Origin of the sequence: Cobetia amphilecti, assembly GCF_020217465.1 — a bacterium.
Taxonomy (GTDB): Bacteria; Pseudomonadota; Gammaproteobacteria; order Pseudomonadales; family Halomonadaceae; genus Cobetia; species Cobetia amphilecti.
In genome coordinates this window covers 235,549-253,790 of record NZ_CP084115.1, presented here as the reverse complement: position 1 = coordinate 253,790, position 18,242 = coordinate 235,549, and the positions used below count along the sequence as shown (strand labels likewise).

Annotated in this window: 18 protein-coding genes and 5 tRNA genes; 9 read left to right on the top strand and 14 right to left on the bottom strand. The window is 62.2% G+C overall.

The features are described 5' to 3' along the window. Positions 1-38: 38 nt before the first annotated feature. Both LCW13_RS01165 and thpD read right to left on the bottom strand, forming a co-directional pair. Positions 39-773 carry a fumarylacetoacetate hydrolase family protein gene (locus LCW13_RS01165; protein WP_043333250.1) on the bottom strand — a complete coding sequence of 245 codons (735 nt, stop codon included), beginning with the start codon at positions 771-773 and terminating at the stop codon, positions 39-41. A gap of 208 nt (positions 774-981) precedes the next feature. Beyond that, positions 982-2,088 (bottom strand): ectoine hydroxylase, encoded by a 1,107-nt coding sequence (gene thpD, locus LCW13_RS01160; RefSeq protein WP_318527669.1) that lies wholly within the window; start codon positions 2,086-2,088, stop codon positions 982-984. A gap of 589 nt (positions 2,089-2,677) precedes the next feature. Between thpD and LCW13_RS01155 the strand changes: the two genes are divergently transcribed. The 4 genes from LCW13_RS01155 to LCW13_RS01140 all read left to right on the top strand — a co-directional run bounded on the left by LCW13_RS01155 (position 2,678) and on the right by LCW13_RS01140 (position 6,425). Then, on the top strand, positions 2,678-3,598 hold the full coding sequence (locus LCW13_RS01155; protein WP_225347483.1) for a CsgG/HfaB family protein: 921 nt from the start codon (positions 2,678-2,680) through the stop codon (positions 3,596-3,598). A gap of 25 nt (positions 3,599-3,623) precedes the next feature. After that, positions 3,624-4,493 carry a hypothetical protein gene (locus tag LCW13_RS01150; RefSeq protein WP_043333251.1) on the top strand — a complete coding sequence of 290 codons (870 nt, stop codon included), beginning with the start codon at positions 3,624-3,626 and terminating at the stop codon, positions 4,491-4,493. A 116-nt stretch (positions 4,494-4,609) separates the two neighbouring features. Then, a complete protein-coding gene (locus LCW13_RS01145; protein ID WP_043333252.1) occupies positions 4,610-4,993 on the top strand; it encodes a hypothetical protein in 384 nt (127 codons plus the stop codon). Between the two features lie 154 nt (positions 4,994-5,147). After that, positions 5,148-6,425, top strand: coding sequence for a sigma-54 interaction domain-containing protein (locus LCW13_RS01140; RefSeq protein ID WP_084589359.1), 1,278 nt, complete (start codon positions 5,148-5,150; stop codon positions 6,423-6,425). Between the two features lie 131 nt (positions 6,426-6,556). Here the strand turns inward: LCW13_RS01140 and LCW13_RS01135 are convergent. From LCW13_RS01135 to LCW13_RS01095, 9 genes are all read right to left on the bottom strand, one after another. Next, a tRNA-Gln gene (locus LCW13_RS01135) sits at positions 6,557-6,631 on the bottom strand. A 3-nt stretch (positions 6,632-6,634) separates the two neighbouring features. Further along, positions 6,635-6,710, bottom strand: a tRNA-Phe gene (locus tag LCW13_RS01130). A 77-nt stretch (positions 6,711-6,787) separates the two neighbouring features. Continuing rightward, positions 6,788-6,863, bottom strand: a tRNA-Thr gene (locus LCW13_RS01125). Between the two features lie 49 nt (positions 6,864-6,912). Then, positions 6,913-6,987: transfer RNA gene (locus LCW13_RS01120), tRNA-Gln, on the bottom strand. 5 nt (positions 6,988-6,992) lie between these two features. Then, positions 6,993-7,068 (bottom strand) — tRNA-Phe (locus LCW13_RS01115). Positions 7,069-7,172: 104 nt separating this feature from the next. Beyond that, positions 7,173-7,484, bottom strand: coding sequence for an oxidative damage protection protein (locus tag LCW13_RS01110; protein WP_052384882.1), 312 nt, complete (start codon positions 7,482-7,484; stop codon positions 7,173-7,175). 138 nt (positions 7,485-7,622) lie between these two features. Beyond that, positions 7,623-8,795, bottom strand: coding sequence for an A/G-specific adenine glycosylase (mutY, locus tag LCW13_RS01105; RefSeq protein WP_084589635.1), 1,173 nt, complete (start codon positions 8,793-8,795; stop codon positions 7,623-7,625). 110 nt (positions 8,796-8,905) lie between these two features. After that, on the bottom strand, positions 8,906-11,299 hold the full coding sequence (locus LCW13_RS01100; RefSeq protein WP_043336713.1) for an AsmA family protein: 2,394 nt from the start codon (positions 11,297-11,299) through the stop codon (positions 8,906-8,908). A gap of 240 nt (positions 11,300-11,539) precedes the next feature. Next, on the bottom strand, positions 11,540-12,025 hold the full coding sequence (locus LCW13_RS01095) for an acetyl-CoA sensor PanZ family protein (RefSeq protein WP_225347481.1): 486 nt from the start codon (positions 12,023-12,025) through the stop codon (positions 11,540-11,542). A 260-nt stretch (positions 12,026-12,285) separates the two neighbouring features. Between LCW13_RS01095 and hisB the strand changes: the two genes are divergently transcribed. From hisB to hisF, 4 genes are all read left to right on the top strand, one after another. Then, complete coding sequence (gene hisB, locus LCW13_RS01090; RefSeq protein WP_043336716.1) at positions 12,286-12,879, top strand: imidazoleglycerol-phosphate dehydratase HisB; 594 nt, start codon at positions 12,286-12,288, stop codon at positions 12,877-12,879. A gap of 70 nt (positions 12,880-12,949) precedes the next feature. Then, positions 12,950-13,591, top strand: a complete 642-nt coding sequence (gene hisH / locus LCW13_RS01085) for an imidazole glycerol phosphate synthase subunit HisH (protein ID WP_043336718.1) — start codon at positions 12,950-12,952, stop codon at positions 13,589-13,591. A gap of 115 nt (positions 13,592-13,706) precedes the next feature. Then, positions 13,707-14,453, top strand: a complete 747-nt coding sequence (gene hisA / locus LCW13_RS01080) for a 1-(5-phosphoribosyl)-5-[(5-phosphoribosylamino)methylideneamino]imidazole-4-carboxamide isomerase (protein WP_043336722.1) — start codon at positions 13,707-13,709, stop codon at positions 14,451-14,453. An 11-nt stretch (positions 14,454-14,464) separates the two neighbouring features. Continuing rightward, complete coding sequence (gene hisF / locus LCW13_RS01075; RefSeq protein ID WP_043336726.1) at positions 14,465-15,238, top strand: imidazole glycerol phosphate synthase subunit HisF; 774 nt, start codon at positions 14,465-14,467, stop codon at positions 15,236-15,238. 108 nt (positions 15,239-15,346) lie between these two features. Here hisF and LCW13_RS01070 read toward each other — a convergent pair whose 3' ends face one another. From LCW13_RS01070 to LCW13_RS01060, 3 genes are all read right to left on the bottom strand, one after another. Further along, complete coding sequence (locus tag LCW13_RS01070; RefSeq protein ID WP_167333715.1) at positions 15,347-16,195, bottom strand: CHAD domain-containing protein; 849 nt, start codon at positions 16,193-16,195, stop codon at positions 15,347-15,349. Between the two features lie 62 nt (positions 16,196-16,257). Further along, positions 16,258-16,869, bottom strand: coding sequence for a YjaG family protein (locus tag LCW13_RS01065; protein ID WP_043336733.1), 612 nt, complete (start codon positions 16,867-16,869; stop codon positions 16,258-16,260). A gap of 181 nt (positions 16,870-17,050) precedes the next feature. Then, entirely contained in the window at positions 17,051-17,344 is a 294-nt protein-coding gene (locus LCW13_RS01060; protein WP_043336737.1) for an MGMT family protein, read from the bottom strand. Positions 17,345-17,477: 133 nt separating this feature from the next. Between LCW13_RS01060 and LCW13_RS01055 the strand changes: the two genes are divergently transcribed. Continuing rightward, the gene (locus LCW13_RS01055; RefSeq protein WP_084589638.1) at positions 17,478-18,227 is read left to right on the top strand and encodes a type 1 glutamine amidotransferase; all 750 of its coding nucleotides are present in this window, start codon (positions 17,478-17,480) and stop codon (positions 18,225-18,227) included. The last annotated feature ends 15 nt before the right edge of the window (positions 18,228-18,242 follow it).

Sequence of the window (18,242 nt, the reverse complement as noted above, 5' to 3'; positions counted from 1 at the left end):
AGCTCAAGTTCAGGTTCTGGCTGGAACAGACCCAGACGTCATGCCACTCCGCGCGTGCGTGTCTCGACACGCAGCAGCTCACCGCTGCCATCCGGGGCATCCAGCGCCAGTGCCAGCGCCTGATCCGGATTCAGCTCGCCGACGCCTTCCGGCGTGCCGGTCAGCACCACATCGCCGGGCAACAGGGTGAAGCTGTGGCTGATCTCACTGAGCAGGCGAGCAATCGGGAACAGCATAAGGCTGGTATCCGCCTGCTGGCGCTGCTCGCCATCGATGGCAAAGCGATAGTGCAGCGCCTGGAAATCCACATCGTGCAGCTCGCCATCGGCATCACGCCAACGCGGCCCTTCCAGCGCCACGAAAGAAGACAACGGGCAGCTGCCATCGAAGGCCTTGGCCAGCTCCCACGGCTGGCCCTTGGCCTTGAGCTTGCTCTGGCGCTCACGCAGGGTCAGGTCCAGTGCCAGGCCCATGCCGGCCAGTGCTTCCAGCGCCTCTGCTTCACTGGCTTCACACAGCGGCTTGCCGATCAGCAGTGCCAGTTCGGCCTCGTAGTGGTACTGGCCGCGACGCCGAGAGATCGCCAATGGCTTGTCCATCGGCGTCACGCTGGTGGCGGGCTTGATGAACAGCAACGGCTCGCTGGGCACTTCATTGCCGAGCTCCGCGGCGTGGGCTGCGTAATTGCGGCCGACACAGACCACCTTGCCGAGGTCATGAGCGAAGACGCGACCATCGCTGAAACGCGGGGTGAAACGCTGAGCAAGCGGCATGCAGAACTCCTGTCGGGGCGTGATGGAGGATCAATGAAAGACGATCAATGAGAGATATCGCAATGATACGTCGCCCCGACAGCCTGCCACTACCACACCAACGTCCGAGATTTCGCCGCCTGAGCGCAACCCGGCGTTGTGCAGTTCAGTCCACTGCCACCTTCAAAGCTCAGCTTTCAAGCTCGGTCTTCCACTTCAGTCTTCAACTTCAGTCTTCAAGTTCATCCCAGCCACCATCGAGACGGTGCGCGAGAAATTCCGGGCGCGGACGCGCGGCGGCAAAGGGTGCCTGCATCGCATTGTCGACGCGGTTGTAGACGAAGAAGGCGTTGCTGCGCGGGTCCGGCGACATGTTGGCGTTGGAGCCATGCAGCGTATTGCAGTCGAACATCAACAGACCACCGGCGGCACCGGTCGGTGCTTCGATACCACGTTCAGCGATCAGCTCGCTCAGTGCTTCGCGCGAGGGCACACCGACCTTCTGGGTCTGCAGGGATGACTTGTGGTTGTCATCCGGCGTCTCGCCCAGGCAGTGCACGAAGACTTCATGCGAGCCGGGGATCAGCATCAGCGGGCCATTGAAGTGGTGATTGTCGGTCAGGATGATCGAGGCGCTGACCGCGCGCATCTCCGGCATGCCATCCTCGGCGTGCCAGGTCTCGAAGTCCGAGTGCCAGTTGAAGCCCTTGCCCTCGAAGCCCGGCTTGTAATTGATGCGCGACTGATGGAGATAGACATCGCCGCCGAGAATCTGGCTCGCACGGCTGGTCAGGCGCGGATCTTCCGCCAGCTTTCTGAAGCGCTCAGACAGGAAATGCACGGCGAAGATGGAACGAATCTCGCGGCTCTTGGGCTCGGTGATGGTGAAATCACGACCCTGCCACTCTTCGTTGTCGAGCAGCGCTGCCAGCTCGTTCTTCAGCGCCTCGACTTCCTCCGGCGCCAGGAATTCCGGCTCGAACAGGAAGCCGTCCTTCTTGAAGCGCTTGAGCTGGTCGGCACCCAGCGGCCCCTCATCGGCACGCGAGTGCACGACGGGCTCGCGGCGCTTCTGCCACAGATGCTCCGGCGGCTGGCTCAGACGCGTCGGATAGGCGTCTCGCGAGTGATCGGACCCTCGGTCGCTGCCCGACTTGTCGAGATAGGCTTCCGGCGCCTGATCACGGTCGGCATTGGTCTGACGGGCGTCCAGCTGCTGATTGGAGGCTTCTGCAGCGGCGCTGACGTTGCCACCATCGGTCTGCTCATGTTGGCGTTGCTTGGACGAAAGAGCAGAAGTGGCGTTGTACGAGGTCATATGGCGTGAAGCTGTCATCATGCTCTCCTTAAGGCATCAATGTCCTGCATTGAGGAAAGTGGAATCTGGCGTTCTAGCATGCGGCTTGCCCGCACTGTCCCACCTATGGGCCATGCAACAGACTTCAACCCCGAGATTCATGAAATAAGCACAGAGATCTGATCCGCAAGAACGTTAAAAGACCATCCAATCTCACACCACACCCGCCATCACCCTTCTCAAGAAAACATGAGGCTGCCTGTGCCTCGCGGATGACAAATTCCCTCAGTCATCCCCTCTCGCCAATCCCGACTCATCCTGTTGCCGCGAATTCTCATCTTCCGTGAGATAACCGGCTTAATCAGCGACTCATCACTGGCACCACGCCCGTGGTATTTCCCCTCACTTCGCTTCGCCATTTGCAAAACGCATCGCACGCAACATTGCGCATTAATGCGTAAGTGTCTGTGAAATATTGTGAAATTGTTTGGCACGCTTCGTGCCCCTTAGAAAACACGGCAGAACAACTGATAGAGACATATCAGAGAGAAAATAACGGCGCAGGATCATGCGTCACACCAGGGGAACTTCCAGCATGTTTAAGCCACGGATATGCATGGCCGCTTGCATGGCCACAGTGCTGGGGGGCTGCGCCGCTGTCGAACCGAAATTCGACAATGTCGAACCGGTCGTAGGGCCACCAGTCACCTCCAACAATACGCCATATAGCGAATGCCTCGTATCACTCAGTCGAATTCAGGGAGCCACCAACCTGCCTGTGATTGCAGTGGGTCAGGTGACGGACAAGACCGGTCAACGCAGTTACTCCACCGTGACAGAGAGTGCTGCCGTGACCCAGGGCGTATCAGAGATGCTGATAAGTGCTCTCTACAAGACTCGCAAGGTACATCTTACCGAGCGTCTCGATGTACGAGTCCCGCTGGCAGAGCAGCAGCTTTTCGAGAATAAGGCCATGGCCTACTCGCCGCGCAAACTGGCAGTTCTCCCTTCGCATTTCGTAGTTCTCGGCGCACTGACAGAGCTCAATTACAACATTTCAAGTGGTGGAGCTCGCCTGTTCGTCAGCGGAATCGGGGCCGGACTGCGCACTGCAGTCATCAACGTCGGCCTGGATCTGCGCATGGTCGATATCCGCACTTTCCGCACCGTCTATGTCACCAGCCTGCAGAAGCAGGTGGTGGGTTATGAAGTCGAAGCCGGTATCTACCGCTTCTTCGGCAATCAGTTGGTCGAGTTTGACTCCGGCGCAGTACGCAATGAACCACTGCAGCTGGGCGTGAGATCAGTCGTGGAGATGGGCGCGTATCAGCTTCTGACTGAAGGCCTGGGGCTTCCTGTACCTGCGGGACAGGAATGCGAGCTTCACCCGGGACAGCATGTTGCAGCGAAAGACGGCAACACGCAGCAAGTGGCCGCAGCCAATTCGGCATCAGGCAGTACCGCAGCAGTCGCAACACCGTTGAGAGAAGCACCCGCAACAGAGGCACCTGCAACAGAAACATCGGCAGCATCCAGCGCAGCACAATAAGTCAACATTCATGAGGAACATGACAATGACTACCTATAATAAGCTCGCAGTCGCCATCGGTCTCGTAAGTGGTGTGATGATGGCAAGCCAAGCGCAAGCCTTCAATAACGTGGATTGGAATTGGGATGGGTATGTCAATACTGATGTCAATATTGATGTCTATATTGACCCGAAAATCAAAGATCCAGGCGGCCTGGTGATGGTCGAAAGTCTGCAAAAGCAGATCGGTGACGTCAGCTCCGAAGCCATCGTCAGTGATGTCAGCTACGGTGCAGGTGAAGCAGGTGACCCTTCCATCGAACTAGTTGATAGCCTCAGTGCAGGCAGCAGCGCGTCATCCGCTGCGAATGCACACAGCTGGAATCATCATTCAGCAGCCAATGCGAGTGCAGATGCAGTTGCAAACGCTAACGCTGATGTCGATGTCTATATCAGCTATGCCGGCTCCACGCCTAATCCTGACATTACTCGCCTAGAGTCGCTTGAGAATGCCGCTACTTCGGTGGGCAACAATGTCTCGGTGGATAGTGATGCCATGGTCAACCTACACAATGAGCAGTTCTTGGCGGGTTCTGGTGGCTATTTCTTCTACCCGGGCACTGCTGAAGTCGAATCATTGGCCAAGGTCGACAACATTCTCAACCTGAGCGTGGACAATGCCGCGACCTCCGTAGGCAACAATATGTCGGTCACTCTGGATAGCACTGATATCGATAGCGCCCTGATTGCCGACAATACCCAGATGAGCTTCGCCAACATCAGCTCGACTGCCAAAGTCAGCAACATCACGCTGGATCTGCCGCCGACAGGCAGCTTCGAAGGCCCGGTCATCAATAATGCCGCGACCTCCGTGGGTAACAACATGTCCATCAGCGTCGGCCCCGTGACTCCGTAACCCCTCTGCAGGCAACCAACACACGCGGGGCAACCCGCGTGTGTTTCAGCACCTGCTGACATCAGACGTCTCACGCATCAGACACTGCATCTTTCACAGACCGAAAGGAGCAAGACATGAATGCTTTCACACGTATCAGCCTGGGAGTCGTGGGCGCGGGGTTCCTGCTGGCCGGTAGCGCCAGCGCCAACTCGTTGATGGGCCCCTTCCCCTACGACTTTCCGGCACGTAGCGCCGAATCCGCCCTGATTCTCTACGAGAGCAAGAAGGCCGGCAGCCTGGGGGAAGGGTCCGATACCAATATCGGGGAATACACCCTCAATACCGGCAGCAGTACCTCGATCGGCAACTGGCAACAGATCGAACAGACACTGAGTGATGGTTCCACCGGCACCATCGACAGCACTGCGGATCAATCCGCGGATGGCAGCTCTCAGACGTCGTCGACTGACTTTACCATTACCCACAACAACGAAGATGAAGAGGAAGACGCCCAGTGATGCACTGCTCGGGACAGTCATCCGCGGGAAGACAGACCGTCAGATACCAGAACTCACCCTTTCAGCGTGAGTAGAGAGTTGGTTAGCCAGGCGAGCGTCGAGACTGAGAAGTCTGCCACTCAGGGGGAGCGGAAAAAACGCACTAAAAACCGCCATGATCATCTCGCACAAGTCATTAACCTCTATATGGGTACTCGATAAACCCCCAAGACGAACACTCAACGCTGGAGAATCCAGACTCTCCGGTGAGGCTGTCACCAGAAGCAGCCCGACAATTATTCTTTCGCAGCCCGCTCGCACGAAGCGCAGGCAATGCAGAAAGACCAGCAGCAAGGGAACAACACTCATGACCGCACTGAAAGCTCATCAGGCTGCATCATCGGCTACTGCATTGAATCTGGCTGACGATATCTCCACTACCTCGCGGGTAAGGGAACTACCGGTAAAGCGACCTCGCGGTTTTGGGGAGTTTATCGGAGACTCATCGGCCATGCAGACGCTCTATCGCACTCTCATCCAGGTCGCCCACTCGGACGCTCCCATCTTCATCACCGGCGAAAGCGGCAGCGGCAAGGAATTGTGTGCCACTGCCATTCACCGCCATAGCCCGGTACGTGACGGCCCGTTCATCGCCGTCAATTGTGCCGCCATTCCGGCAGAGCTGCTGGAGTCGCAATTGTTCGGACATGTGCGCGGGGCTTTCACGGGGGCCGTGAGCGCCCAGCAGGGGCTCGCCGTGGCGGCAGATGGGGGGACGCTGTTTCTCGATGAGATCGCGGAGCTGCCGCTACCCTTGCAGAGCAAGCTGCTGCGCTTCCTGCAGACAGGACAGGTAATGCCGGTGGGTGCCACGCGCACGGTAGAGGTCAATTGCCGCATCGTGTGCGCCACGCATCAGAACCCGCGGGTACTGGTCGATACTCACCGCTTCCGGGAAGACCTCTTCTATCGTCTGCACGTCATCCCGCTGAAGGTGCCGCCGCTGCGCGAGCGCGGTCAGGATATCCTGGAAATCGCCACCGGGCTGTTGGGGCGCATGGCAGGCCACGAGGGCAAGCGCTTCACACGACTCAGTGCATGCGCCGAGCGTCAGTTGCTGGCCCATGACTGGCCCGGCAATGTGCGGGAGCTGGAAAACACGCTGCGGCGCGCCATCATCCTCAACGATGGTGAGGTGCTGACGGCCGACATGCTGGACCTGCCCTCCAGCACGGCGCATCGCCCGTCGGTCAGCCACAGCGCGCCGGAGGGCAGCGAGACCACGTTGCGCCCGTTGTGGATGGTCGAACGCGAGGCGATCGAGAGCGTCATCAGCGCCTGTGATGGCAGTATCCCCCGCGCTGCGGCGATACTGGAGATCGCCCCCTCCACCATCTATCGCAAGCGCCTGAGCTGGCTGGCGATGCACCCGGACGAGCCCACCTCGCACTGAGATGAGCGCCGGCCCACGGCATGCCCCGTCGCCCTCCAGACCTTTACTCCAGACGCAAAAAAGCCACCCCGAAGGGTGGCTTTTCTGTTGGCTGCCGAATTCATCCTGCGACTTCATCAGCTAGCCAGAATTGGCTGGGGTACCAGGACTCGAACCTGGGAATGCCGATACCAAAAACCGGTGCCTTACCACTTGGCTATACCCCAATTTGGTGGCCAGAGACGGAATCGAACCGCCGACACGGGGATTTTCAATCCCCTGCTCTACCAACTGAGCTATCTGGCCAACCTGAAGACACAAAAAAAGCCGCCAAGGCGACCTCTATATCGTGTGTTCTTCGCTCATCTACAGAAGCCTGAAGATGGTGCCGGCTAAAGGAGTCGAACCCTCGACCTACTGATTACAAGTCAGTTGCTCTACCAACTGAGCTAAGCCGGCACAAAGAACTCATGATATGAGTCTTCTTACTACGTTACTGCATGTCAGCTGGCTGGGGTACCAGGACTCGAACCTGGGAATGCCGATACCAAAAACCGGTGCCTTACCACTTGGCTATACCCCAACACTTGGTGGCCAGAGACGGAATCGAACCGCCGACACGGGGATTTTCAATCCCCTGCTCTACCAACTGAGCTATCTGGCCCTTGCCAACGAGGACGTATTAAATAGAAAACCTTTCCCGACGTCAACCCTTGCTTATCAAGAATTTGGCGTCGTAATTCGCCTTCCGCCGTCCTCGCCGGCCACTCAGACTTCGTAGCCCTGTCCGCCCTGCGATTCGCCCTTGGCGGCGGCGTCCGTCGGCACGAAACCTTCGGCCTGGTCCGTCTCCTGGTTGTTGAAGAAGCGATCCATCTGCTCCATCAGATAGCGACGGCTGTCGGCATCCATCATGTTGAGGTGCTTCTCGTTGATCAGACGCGTCTGCAGCGCCTGCCACTCTTCCCATGCCTGCTTCGAGACGTTGGACCAGATGTCCTGGCCCTTCTCGCCCGGCAGCGGCGGAAAATCGAGACCCGGCAGGTCCTGGTCATACTTGCGGCAATGTACGGTGCGCATGGGTAACTCCGTAAGAGAACTGGATGTCAGTGCGGATGAGCGTCGAGCCTTCGCCAGACGCCTTTACTGTTGCCTCATTCTCGCACGCTTGAGCCGCTTTGCCCCAGACGTGCTGCCGATGCCGACGCCGACAAGGCCTCACAGGCCGAACAGATCATCCGTGCAGCGCGCCAGCAGCGCCTTGACCGGCGCCGGCAGGCCCACGGCGTCCGGCGCGGCAGGGTCGACGAAGCGGCGGTCGGCGGCTGACTCGTTGACGCTCTCGGCCGGTACAGCTGACGCAAGCCCTGCCTCCCCCAGCTGTACCGGCTGTGGCGTGATGGTCAGCCGGAAGTGGCTGAAGACATGCTCGAAACTTGCCAGTGGCGCCTCCAGATGGGCGCCGCGGGCTTCGCGGGCGACCCATTCCCGCGCGGCCTCGCGATCCTCGACCAGTGGCGGCGCCCACAGGCCGCCCCAGATGCCCGTCGGCGGACGGCGTTCCAGCAGGATCTTCCCCGCCTCATCACTGACCAGCAACATCAGCGTCTGACGCGTCGGTATGGTCTTCTTGGGCTTGCTCTCGGGGAAGCGCTTCTCTTCGCCACGCGCATGCGCCACGCAGACCTCCTCGAAGGGGCAACGCGCGCAATCGGGCTTGCTGCCGCGCGTGCACAGGGTGGCTCCGAGATCCATCATCGCCTGGGTCCAGTCCGCCAGCCGCACCTGCGGCGTGTAGCGCTCCGCCAGCGTCCACAGCTTGCGCTCCACCGCCGGACGTCCCGGCCAGCCCTCCACGGCATGCAGGCGTGCCAGCACGCGCTTGACGTTGCCATCGAGGATCGGCGCCCGCTGTCCGGTGCTGATGCTGATGATCGCCCCGGCGGTCGAACGCCCGATGCCCGGCAAGGCCGACAGTGCCTCGACACTCTCGACCGGGAAGGCACCGTCGTGCTCATTCACGACATGCTGCGCGGCCTTGTGCAGATTGCGCGCCCGCGCGTAGTAGCCAAGGCCCGTCCACAGGTGCAGCACGTCATCGATGTCCGCCGCCGCCAGCGCCGCGACATCCGGGAAGCGCTCCATGAAGCGGGCATAGTACGGCAACACCGTCGCGACCTGGGTCTGCTGGAGCATGATCTCCGAGACCCAGACGCGATACGGCGTGGTGTTCTCCTGCCAGGGCAGATGCTTGCGGCCATGCTCATCGAACCAGTCGAACACGCGCGCCTGAAACGCCTCGGGGCTCAGGGCGATGTCTTCAAAGCCGGGTGTGGCGTGGCTCTCGGGAGCTGTCACGTCTGGCGTGGCAGCAGTGTCAGGTCGCGCCATCAAAACTTCCTCTGCTCGCGCCATGGTCGACGCCATGGCCTGGGCTCAAACGGCAGCACGCCAGCCCCGAGGAGCTGGCGTGCCGGTCTTGCTGCGAAAGGAGCGCGTGATCAGTTGAACAGCCCCTGAATCGCGCCCTTCAGCTTGTCGCTGGCGCCTTCGCCCAGCTTGTCGTCGATCTTCTTGCGGGTATCTTCGTCGAGCTTCTCATCCAGCTTCTCGCTGACCTTCTCGCCCGCCTTGCGCTTGGCTTCATCCTTGGCCAGTTCCGCTGCGGCACTCTGGAAGCCTTTCTGATCGAAGCCACACCACTCGCCCGGCTCACCGCTCAGGTTGCCCTGACACTGCACCGGGAAGCGCAGCTTGATCAGACGCGGATTGACCTCACAGGCCGCGTCATCCGCGCCCTCGATGAAGCGCGCCGCCACGTTGTAGTCGAAGGCCTCGGTCGGCAGGTTGAGCTGGCCCTTGCCGTCCAGCGCGATGCCCGGGATCGCCAGGGCGAGATCCTGATTGCTGATCACGCCATTGGTGACCGTGAAGCTGCCCTGAGCGCGCTCCAGCGGCGTATTGGCCTTCCATTCACGTGAGGAGGTCTTGCCACTCAGCGTCGCCACGGCAGTGCACATCTCCCTGGAGATATTGACGTCGAGCACCTCGCCATTGCGAATCTCGAAGTTGCCCTTGCCGTTCAGATTGCGCTTGATGCTGTCGATCTGATTGGTGCTGGTGGTGTAGTCACCATTGAGCGTCAGGCGACCGCGCAGGATGTCCTTCTGCTCCGGCGCCAGCGCCTTGAGGAACGGCGCGATATCCAGATTGGTCAGCTTCTCGCCGAAGCTCATGCTCAGCGGTGTCTTGCGGCTGTCGATGCGTGCATTGGCCGCCAGCGAGCCGCCATAGAGGCTGGCCGTCAGGCTATCGAGCTGCTGTACGCCCGGCTGACCGGACAGCTTGGCGGTCACCTTGCTCATCTCGAGACCCGAGGCGATCAGTGTGCCGATATCCAGCTGCCCCTGAAGACCCAGCGTCTTGAGCAATGCCACCGGCAGCAGCTCCGCGTCACCATCGGCCGCATAGACCGGCGCGATCACGCCCGCCGTGAGCGCTTCCCCCAGGCTTGCCGTCTTCTCGTCTGCGCCCGCCGGTGCCAGGTAGTCATCGAGATTGAGCGCGTCGACATCCAGATCGAAGGTGATCTGCGAGGCATCGAAGGACGAGCCGAGGCGCCCGTTGATGGTGGTGTCATCCAGCGCCATCACCAGGTTGGTCAGCTGCACCTGCGACATGTCGCCCTTGAACGGGCTGGAGAAGGCCAGCGAGGTCAGCGCGCTGCTCTTGGCAGTCTGCGGCGCTTCCATGCCGACACGCGTCATCCACGCCTTGGGCGACAGCGGTGCCAGCTTGAACTGGCCGGAATAGCTGAGCGCATCGCCGGTGATGTCCTTGGCCTTGAGCGCCCCGCTGAGGCGCAGGTCACTGCCGGAGGTCAGCAGCAGGTTCTCGAGATTCGCCGTGCCCGCCGCCAGGTCCGCTTCGGCACCGAAGGTGGCTTTCAGCGGCAGGGCCTTGTCACCCAGCGCGGCCTGATGGAGCGTCGCGTCCAGCTCGGCGCCATCGGCCAGATACAGCTGCTTGTCGGTGTCCAGCGTCAGGGTATCGATGTCCAGCGCCACGCTCTGATCCTTGTCACCCAGCGACGGCATGCGCGTGGTGGTATCCAGGCTCACGCCGGACAGCACATGACGGCCGCCCTGCAGGTCCAGCGCCACCTTGCCATCGAGGCTGACGGTGCTCTGAAGCTCCGGCTCACGCCCATCGGCCACGAACGACAGCTCGACCGGGAAGGCCTTGTCGGGGCTGACGTTGGAGGACGTCAACGCCACATCGTTGAGCGTCATGTCGAGTCCGCTGGCCGCGTCCTGATAGGCGATCTGACCATTGGTGACCTGCACCGAGGCGATATCGAGATTGACCGCCATGCTGCCGGCGCCATTCTGCACCGACGGCGTCGTGTCATCCGCCAGCGCCACACCGGCGCTCTTGGCCGGCGGCAGCGCTTCATCCGCCGCGCCACTGTCGGCGGCCGTCGCCGCATGCTCGAGCAGGCTTTCCCAGTTGCCACGCCCCTGTGCATCACGCTCGAGCGCCAGCTTGAGGCCGTCGAGGAAGACGCCTTCGACTTCGACCTCACCGCTCAGCAGTGGCGTGAAGGACACGCCGACTTCCGCGCGGGTAAAGGAGGCAAACGGTGACTGGTCACGTTCCTGCTCCGGCAGCCAGGCTTCGGCGTCCTCGACACTGACGCCGAGACGCGGATAGAAGGACCAGTCCAGCGGGCCGTTCAGGGCCAGTTCCAGCCCCGCCTGGTCCTTGACCGCCTTGACCAGTCGCGGCTTGAGATCATTCGGATCGAGGAAGGTGGTGACATAGATCACCCCTGCCACGACCACCAACGCCAGTACTCCGACGATGGCCAGCAAGGCTCTGAACAGTGCTTTCATCTGCGTCCTCCCTTTGACACGATGAGAATTGCTACGGTGCCCTCACTCCAGAGGGCAGCACATGGAATGGCGCTGGGGACTCGTGGCATCAGGCGATGCCTTTTCTCCCGCTCATCATCTAGCTCGAGCGCTGCGCGCCATCCTCCCGCACAGCGAGACAGCCTCAAGACAGAAATGATGATGACACAGCCGGTGGACAGGTCGCGTTGACGTCAGTTCCGCATCCGGCAACGACCGGGTTCACTCCTGCGCCAGCACGAAGCCGTCGCGGGCGGGGTCTCGCACATAGCCCAGACGTGATACCAGCAGCTCGTCGGCCAGGGTCAATCCCTGACTCGGCACGACCAGCAGACGCTGGGCACTGGCCGCTTCCAGTGACAGCAGCGCCATCAGGCGCGTACCGACACCGCGTCGACGCGTGCTCTTGCGCACGCAGCAATGGCTGATCTTCCAGGCATCGCCTTCATCCTCGCAGAGTAGCGCGCCGATATGACGATCGTTGAAGAAGGCGCTGCAGAAGCGGTGTCCCGCGGCGAGATTGGCCTGAATGAAGTCATCCGGGGCGAGCGGGAGACGCTCACTGGGGGCTTCGTGATAGATACGCGACAGATCGATACGGACTTGCTCATCGGTTTGCCAGCGTGCGTGATCGATCATCTGAAGAGTGACCGGCATGGTGAGATCCTCGCCCGCGATATGAATGCCCGCCATTGTAGCGGATGCCATTGTCCTTTCTCTATAATGACGGGTCGGGCAGGCACAAAGACGACGCGCCTGCCGCCGATCAAGCGCCCCGCCGACGGCTCTCTGCCGTCGTCAATGCCCTGATCACGATTTCGATTGCGACATCACATGACAATAACCACATGATGCGCACTTCCCGGCCGGACTGGACACACGCCTCTCTTACCAAAGGCCCCAGACTGCGCCCAGACCCCATCGACCCCGAAGCCGCTGATGGCGTCACCGACCGCTGGAGAGACATCATGGTAGAGCGTATCGCCGAAGTTCATCGCAACACCTCGGAAACCAAGATCCGGGTCCGCATCAATCTGGACGGTGAAGGCAAGCTGAGCGCCAACACTGGCGTGCCCTTCCTCGAACACATGATGGACCAGATCGCCCGTCACGGCGTGATCGACATCGAGGTCGACTGCGATGGCGACCTGCATATCGATGACCACCACACCGTCGAGGACATCGGCATCACCCTGGGTCAGGCCTTCGCGCAGGCGCTGGGCAACAAGGCCGGCATTCGCCGTTACGGCCATGCCTACGTGCCGCTGGATGAAGCCCTGTCTCGCGTGGTGATCGACTTCTCCGGTCGTCCGGGCCTGTTCATGCAGTGCGAGTTCACCCGCGGCAACATCGGTCGCTTCGATACCCAGCTGTTCTGGGAATTCTTCCAGGGCTTCGTCAATCACGCTGGCGCCACCCTGCATATCGACAACCTCAAGGGCTTCAATGCCCACCACCAGGCCGAGACCATCTTCAAGGCCTTCGGTCGTGCCGTGCGCATGGCAGTGGAAGAGGACGAGCGCATGGGAGGCCGTATCGCCTCCACCAAGGGCTCGCTGTAAACGAATGATCCGGGCGCCAGACGCCTGACATCCAGCGCCGGAGCCTGCCTCCGGCCTTCGGGAGAAAGACATGACGATTGCCGTCATCGACTATGGCATGGGCAACCTGCACTCCGTCGCCAAGGCGCTTGAGCACGTGGCCGACGAGAATGTCGTGATCACCAGCGACCCGCGCGCCATCCGCGGTGCCACTCGCGTGGTGCTGCCCGGTCAGGGCGCCATCCGTGACTGCATGGGCGAGCTTGAACGCGCCGAGCTGCGCGGTCTGGTCGGCGAGCTGCTGAGCAACCACAGCAAGCCGCTGCTGGGCGTGTGCGTCGGTCAGCAGATGCTGATGGAGCGCAGCGAAGAGAACGGTGGCATCGATTGCCTCGCCTACTTCAAGGGCGACGTGAAACGCTTCGATGACCAGCAGCTGGACGAGCACGGCCAGCGCCTCAAGGTGCCGCACATGGGCTGGAACCATGTCGCGCACACCCAGGGCCACGCGCTGTGGGAGGGCATCGAGGACAACTCGCGCTTCTACTTCGTGCACAGCTTCTATGTGTCGGCCAGCGAGCGCTCCAAGGTCTACGGTGCCACGCGCTACGCCGGTGCCGAGGCGCACGTCGCCATCGGTGAGGGCAGCCTGTTCGCGGTGCAGTTCCACCCGGAGAAGAGCGCGGCCGCCGGCCTCAAGCTGCTCGAGAATTTCGTCCGCTGGCAGCCCTGAAGGCTCGCCCGCGTGACCCTCGGCGTCTGTCTCGCGTGACGGACGCCGATACATCCGCCTTCGATATACCGACGACAATACAGGCGTGCCCAGACACGCCGAGAGGACACCCGACATGCTGGTAATCCCCGCGATCGATCTCAAGGACGGTCAGTGCGTACGCCTGAAGCAAGGCCGCATGGAAGACTCCACCAACTACGGCGATGACCCGCTGGCCATGGCCGCGCGCTGGGTCGAGGCCGGTGGCCGTCGTCTGCATCTGGTCGATCTCAACGGTGCCTTCGAAGGCAAGCCGGTCAATGGCGACGCCGTGACACGCATCGCCCGCGCCTACCCGGAGCTGCCGATCCAGATCGGTGGTGGCATCCGTGATGCCGCGACCATCGAGCACTATCTGGAAGCCGGCGTCGGTCAGGTCATCATCGGCACCAAGGCCGTGAAGGAACCGGCCTTCGTCGCCGAGATGTGCCGCGCCTTCCCGGGCCGCATCATCGTCGGTCTCGATGCGCGTGACGGCTTCGTGGCCACCGATGGCTGGGCTGAAGTCTCCACCATCAAGGCCACCGAGCTGGCCAAGCGCTTCGCCAACGACGGCGTGTCCTCCATCGTCTACACCGACATCGCCCGCGACGGCATGATGCAGGGCGTCAACATCGAAGCCACCGTGGCACTGGCCCGCGAAGGCGGTATCCCGGTGATCGCGTCCGGCGGCGTGACCAACCTGGATGACATCCGTGGCCTGGCCGAAGTGGCCGATCAGGGCATCCTCGGTGCCATCACCGGCCGCGCCATCTATGAAGGCAGCCTGGACATCGCCGAAGCGCAGGCGCTGTCCGACTCCATCACCGGCCGCAAGGCCTGAGGGGAGCGATCATGGCACTCGCCAAACGCATCATCCCGTGTCTGGACGTCGACGCCGGTCGTGTCGTGAAGGGCGTCAACTTCGTCGGTATCCGCGATGCCGGTGACCCGGTCGAGGTCGCCAAGCGCTACAACGAGCAAGGCGCCGACGAGATCACCTTCCTCGACATCACCGCCAGCGTCGACAACCGTGGCACCACGGTCGACATGGTGTCGCGCATCGCCGGTGAGGTGTTCATCCCGCTGACGGTGGGTGGCGGCATCCGCACCTGTGAAGACATTCGCACCATGCTGAACGCCGGCGCGGACAAGGTCTCGATCAACACCGCGGCCGTGTTCAACCCGGACTTCGTGCGTGAAGCCGCGGAACGCTTCGGCAGCCAGTGCATCGTGGTCGCCATCGACGCCAAGCGCGTCAGCCAGGACGGCGAGACACCGCGCTGGGAGATCTTCACCCACGGTGGCCGCAAGCCGACCGGACTCGACGCCGTCGAGTGGGCGAAGAAGATGGTCGAGCTGGGCGCCGGTGAACTGCTGCTGACCAGCATGGACCGCGATGGCACCAAGGCCGGTTTCGATCTCGGTGTGACACGCGCCATCTCCGACGCCGTCAGCGTGCCGGTGATCGCCTCCGGCGGTGTCGGCACCCTCGACCATCTGGTGGATGGCGTGCTCGAAGGCGGTGCGGATGCGGTGCTGGCCGCCAGCATCTTCCACTTCGCCGAGTACACGATCCCCCAGGCCAAGGCGCATATGGCCGCACGCGGTATCGAGATGCGCCTGTAAGCGCAGCCGCAGGTAGTTCAGGCAGAAACGCGAACGCCGCCATTTCCTCAGGGAATGGCGGCGTTCGTGTCTGCAGAGACGCAACTTCGGTTCAGGCGAGAACAGCGCTCAGACGTAGCCCAGCTTCTTCAGTGGCTTGAGCGCCTGCGCGAGACGCTGGTCGGCAAGCGTCATGATGTCCGCGACCAGATGCTTCTCGGCGGCGGGCAGCATCACGCGCTCCCCGACCCACAGCGCCAGCTCCGCCAGGTCATGTTGATTGCCCAGCCGCGCGGCCGCCTTGTCGAGCAGTTCCGGCTCGCGGCGCCGTCCGTGACTCGGTGACTCGAGCTCCCGCGCGGCTGCCTCACCCAGCGCCTCGTGCGCCAGTGCCAGCTGGAACATGCGGTACTTGACCCACTTGCGCAGCCGGTGAGACGTCTCGATCTCACGCTTGTTGGCCACCTGCGCCGCAAGCTTGCTGATGCGATGACGGCTGAATTCCAGCCCGATGTTGAGCTCCTCCACCGTCAGCAGTGCCGCCTGCCAGGCCGCCCGCTCTTCGCTCAGCAGCGTCTCGAGCGGCGCGTGATCCAGCTCGCCTTCGGGCTCGCTCAGCGCGGCACTGGTCAGCCCCGGACGCAGCGCATCCAGCAGGCGCTGACTGCGCTCATCCACCCAGGCGTAGGCGCGACCATGCGTCTTGCGCAGCATGTGCGCCTCGCGCGGCCCGGCCAATGCCTTGGCGACGGCGCGCGGACGCGCCTGATGCTCACTCACCGCCGACTTGCCCAGCGACTCGCGCCGCAGTTGCCACCAGCCGCGCAGCTGCTTGCAGTCGACGCGCAGCGCATGCACATCCGCCGCGCTCAGCGTCGGCTGCGCGAGACGCTCACGCATGGCGTCCAGACGCGTCTGAATCACGCCATTCAGCGCTGCGTTCATCGGAGAAGAATCCTGCTGACGGCTGTCGCTCATCTGTCTCTCCAACAACGGCTGGCCAGTCATCACTGGCACCAGGATGGCCCGAATCGGGCCGCTCAGTCCTGCAAGGATAGCCCGAGATTGCTGACATCTTCATTGCGGCCCAATTGCTTGAGCGCGCGCCAGTCATCGCGGGACAGCTGCGGGGCTTCGACGCTCTCCAGCACGGCGTCCTGGAAGTCACGCTCATCGATCATCAACGGATGTTCGCGAATCATGGCTTCCAGCGCTTCCTGCTCGATGCCCTCGCCGGCCTGCAGGTCGATCAGCGCGCGCACGCCATCGGCGGACAGACGGCTGATCTTGAGCGCGGCTTCCGGCTCTTCGCTGATCAGCACATCGATGCAGGCGGTCAGCGCCATCACGGCCTCCAGTGCGCGGCGCGCGCCGAAGCTGTCATCGTCCTCGGCGGGCTCGAAGGCGGTGACCTTCTCGGCCTGCAGCGAGAAATCGATCTTGGCATCGCGCACGCGCAGCTGCTCCCAGACGAGATCCAGCAGCTTGCGCAGCTCACGCGTGGTGTCCAGCGCGCTGGCCGTGCCATTGGCTTCGGCGTAGAAGCCGGCATTGGGCAGGAGTCGCTCGGTCAGCGCTGCCATGAAGGCAGTACGGCGCACGGGGGCCAGCGCATCAAGGCGCGCACGGAAACCGGATACAGGCTGAGTCATGACGGCTCTATTCTCACTTCACTATTCAATATGCGGCGTTCGCGCTGGCGTATTGGCTCCGCCAGCCGCGATGTCACCGGAGGTCGCTATAGGGTATGCGATAGGATAGGCGAAAGGGTAGCGCCCGCGCGTGGCCGGATGAACGCGACCCTGCTCGAGCGCTGCCGTGCCGGGGCATGCCTCAGGGCCACAGGCACTCCGTCGGCACGCGGCCGGCACCATCGAACAGGATGCCTTCGCTGCGCAGCTTTTCCCGCTGGCGCACTGCCCCGCCGTGCTCGGTGACCTTGAGCGAGGCATTGATCACGCGATGCCACGGCAACTGATGGCCATCCGGCAGGTGACGCATCGCCGAGCCGACCATGCGCGCGCTGGCGCCATCGGTCATCTTGGCGATACGCCCGTAGGTGGTGATGCGCCCTTCGGGAATCTGCGCCACCACGGTGTAGATCTGTTCGAGCAGTTCGGCCCGCATGCGGTTCTCTCCTTGTCGTGTCGCGGCTGGTTCGCCTGGGTGCAGGTACTGAGATTTAGGTTCTGAGATGCAGGTACAGAGATGTCGACACTGGGGACTTTACGCTGACATGGCGCTCACGCATGATGAAGCCATGCATCTTTACTTCATACATCAGGGGCAACTCCCTGACACTGAACCAGATTCAGCCGCCGATACCGCAACGCTAGCGCATGACTGGCAGAGTCCGCTACGCCTCAAGGACTGGCTTTCCGGCATGGGGCACAGCTTCAACACCAGCTTCCCGCTGGCAGGAGAAGCGTTGCCGGGCATCGATGACTTTCATGCGCTGGTGGTGCTGGATGGTCCGCAACGCCTGTCGAGCGCCGCACAACCACCCTCGCCCGCCGAACAGCAGTCGCTGCGCCTGCAGCGCAAGTTGATTCGGCGCACGCTTAACAGCAATCGCCCGCTGCTGGGGATTGGCCTGGGGGCGCGACTGATCGCCGAGCAGATGGGGGCGATCGTCTCGTCCGCCGTGGTGCCGCAGCGTCGCTGGGCCACGCTGACGCGCAGCAACGAGTGCCCGCTGGGGCTACCCGCCGAGTTCGAGGCCTTGATGTGGCATGAGGAGATCTGCGGACTGCCGGAAGACTGCGAGCTGCTGGCCAGCAGCGAGCATACGCCAGTGGCCGGCTTCAGCTGGGATGAGGGTCGCGTGGTGGCGCTCAACTTCCATCCGCACATGGATGCGGCGGCCACGCAGGACCGCCTTGCCCACCATCCCGCGCCCCTGGAGGGCAATGGCGTGCAGTCACGCGAGGCGTTGCTGGAGGACCCGAAGCGCTTTGATCGTCAGGCGGCCCTGCTGGACCGCCTGCTGGTGGACTGGCTGAATGCGTGAGCGCTGACCGGCGCT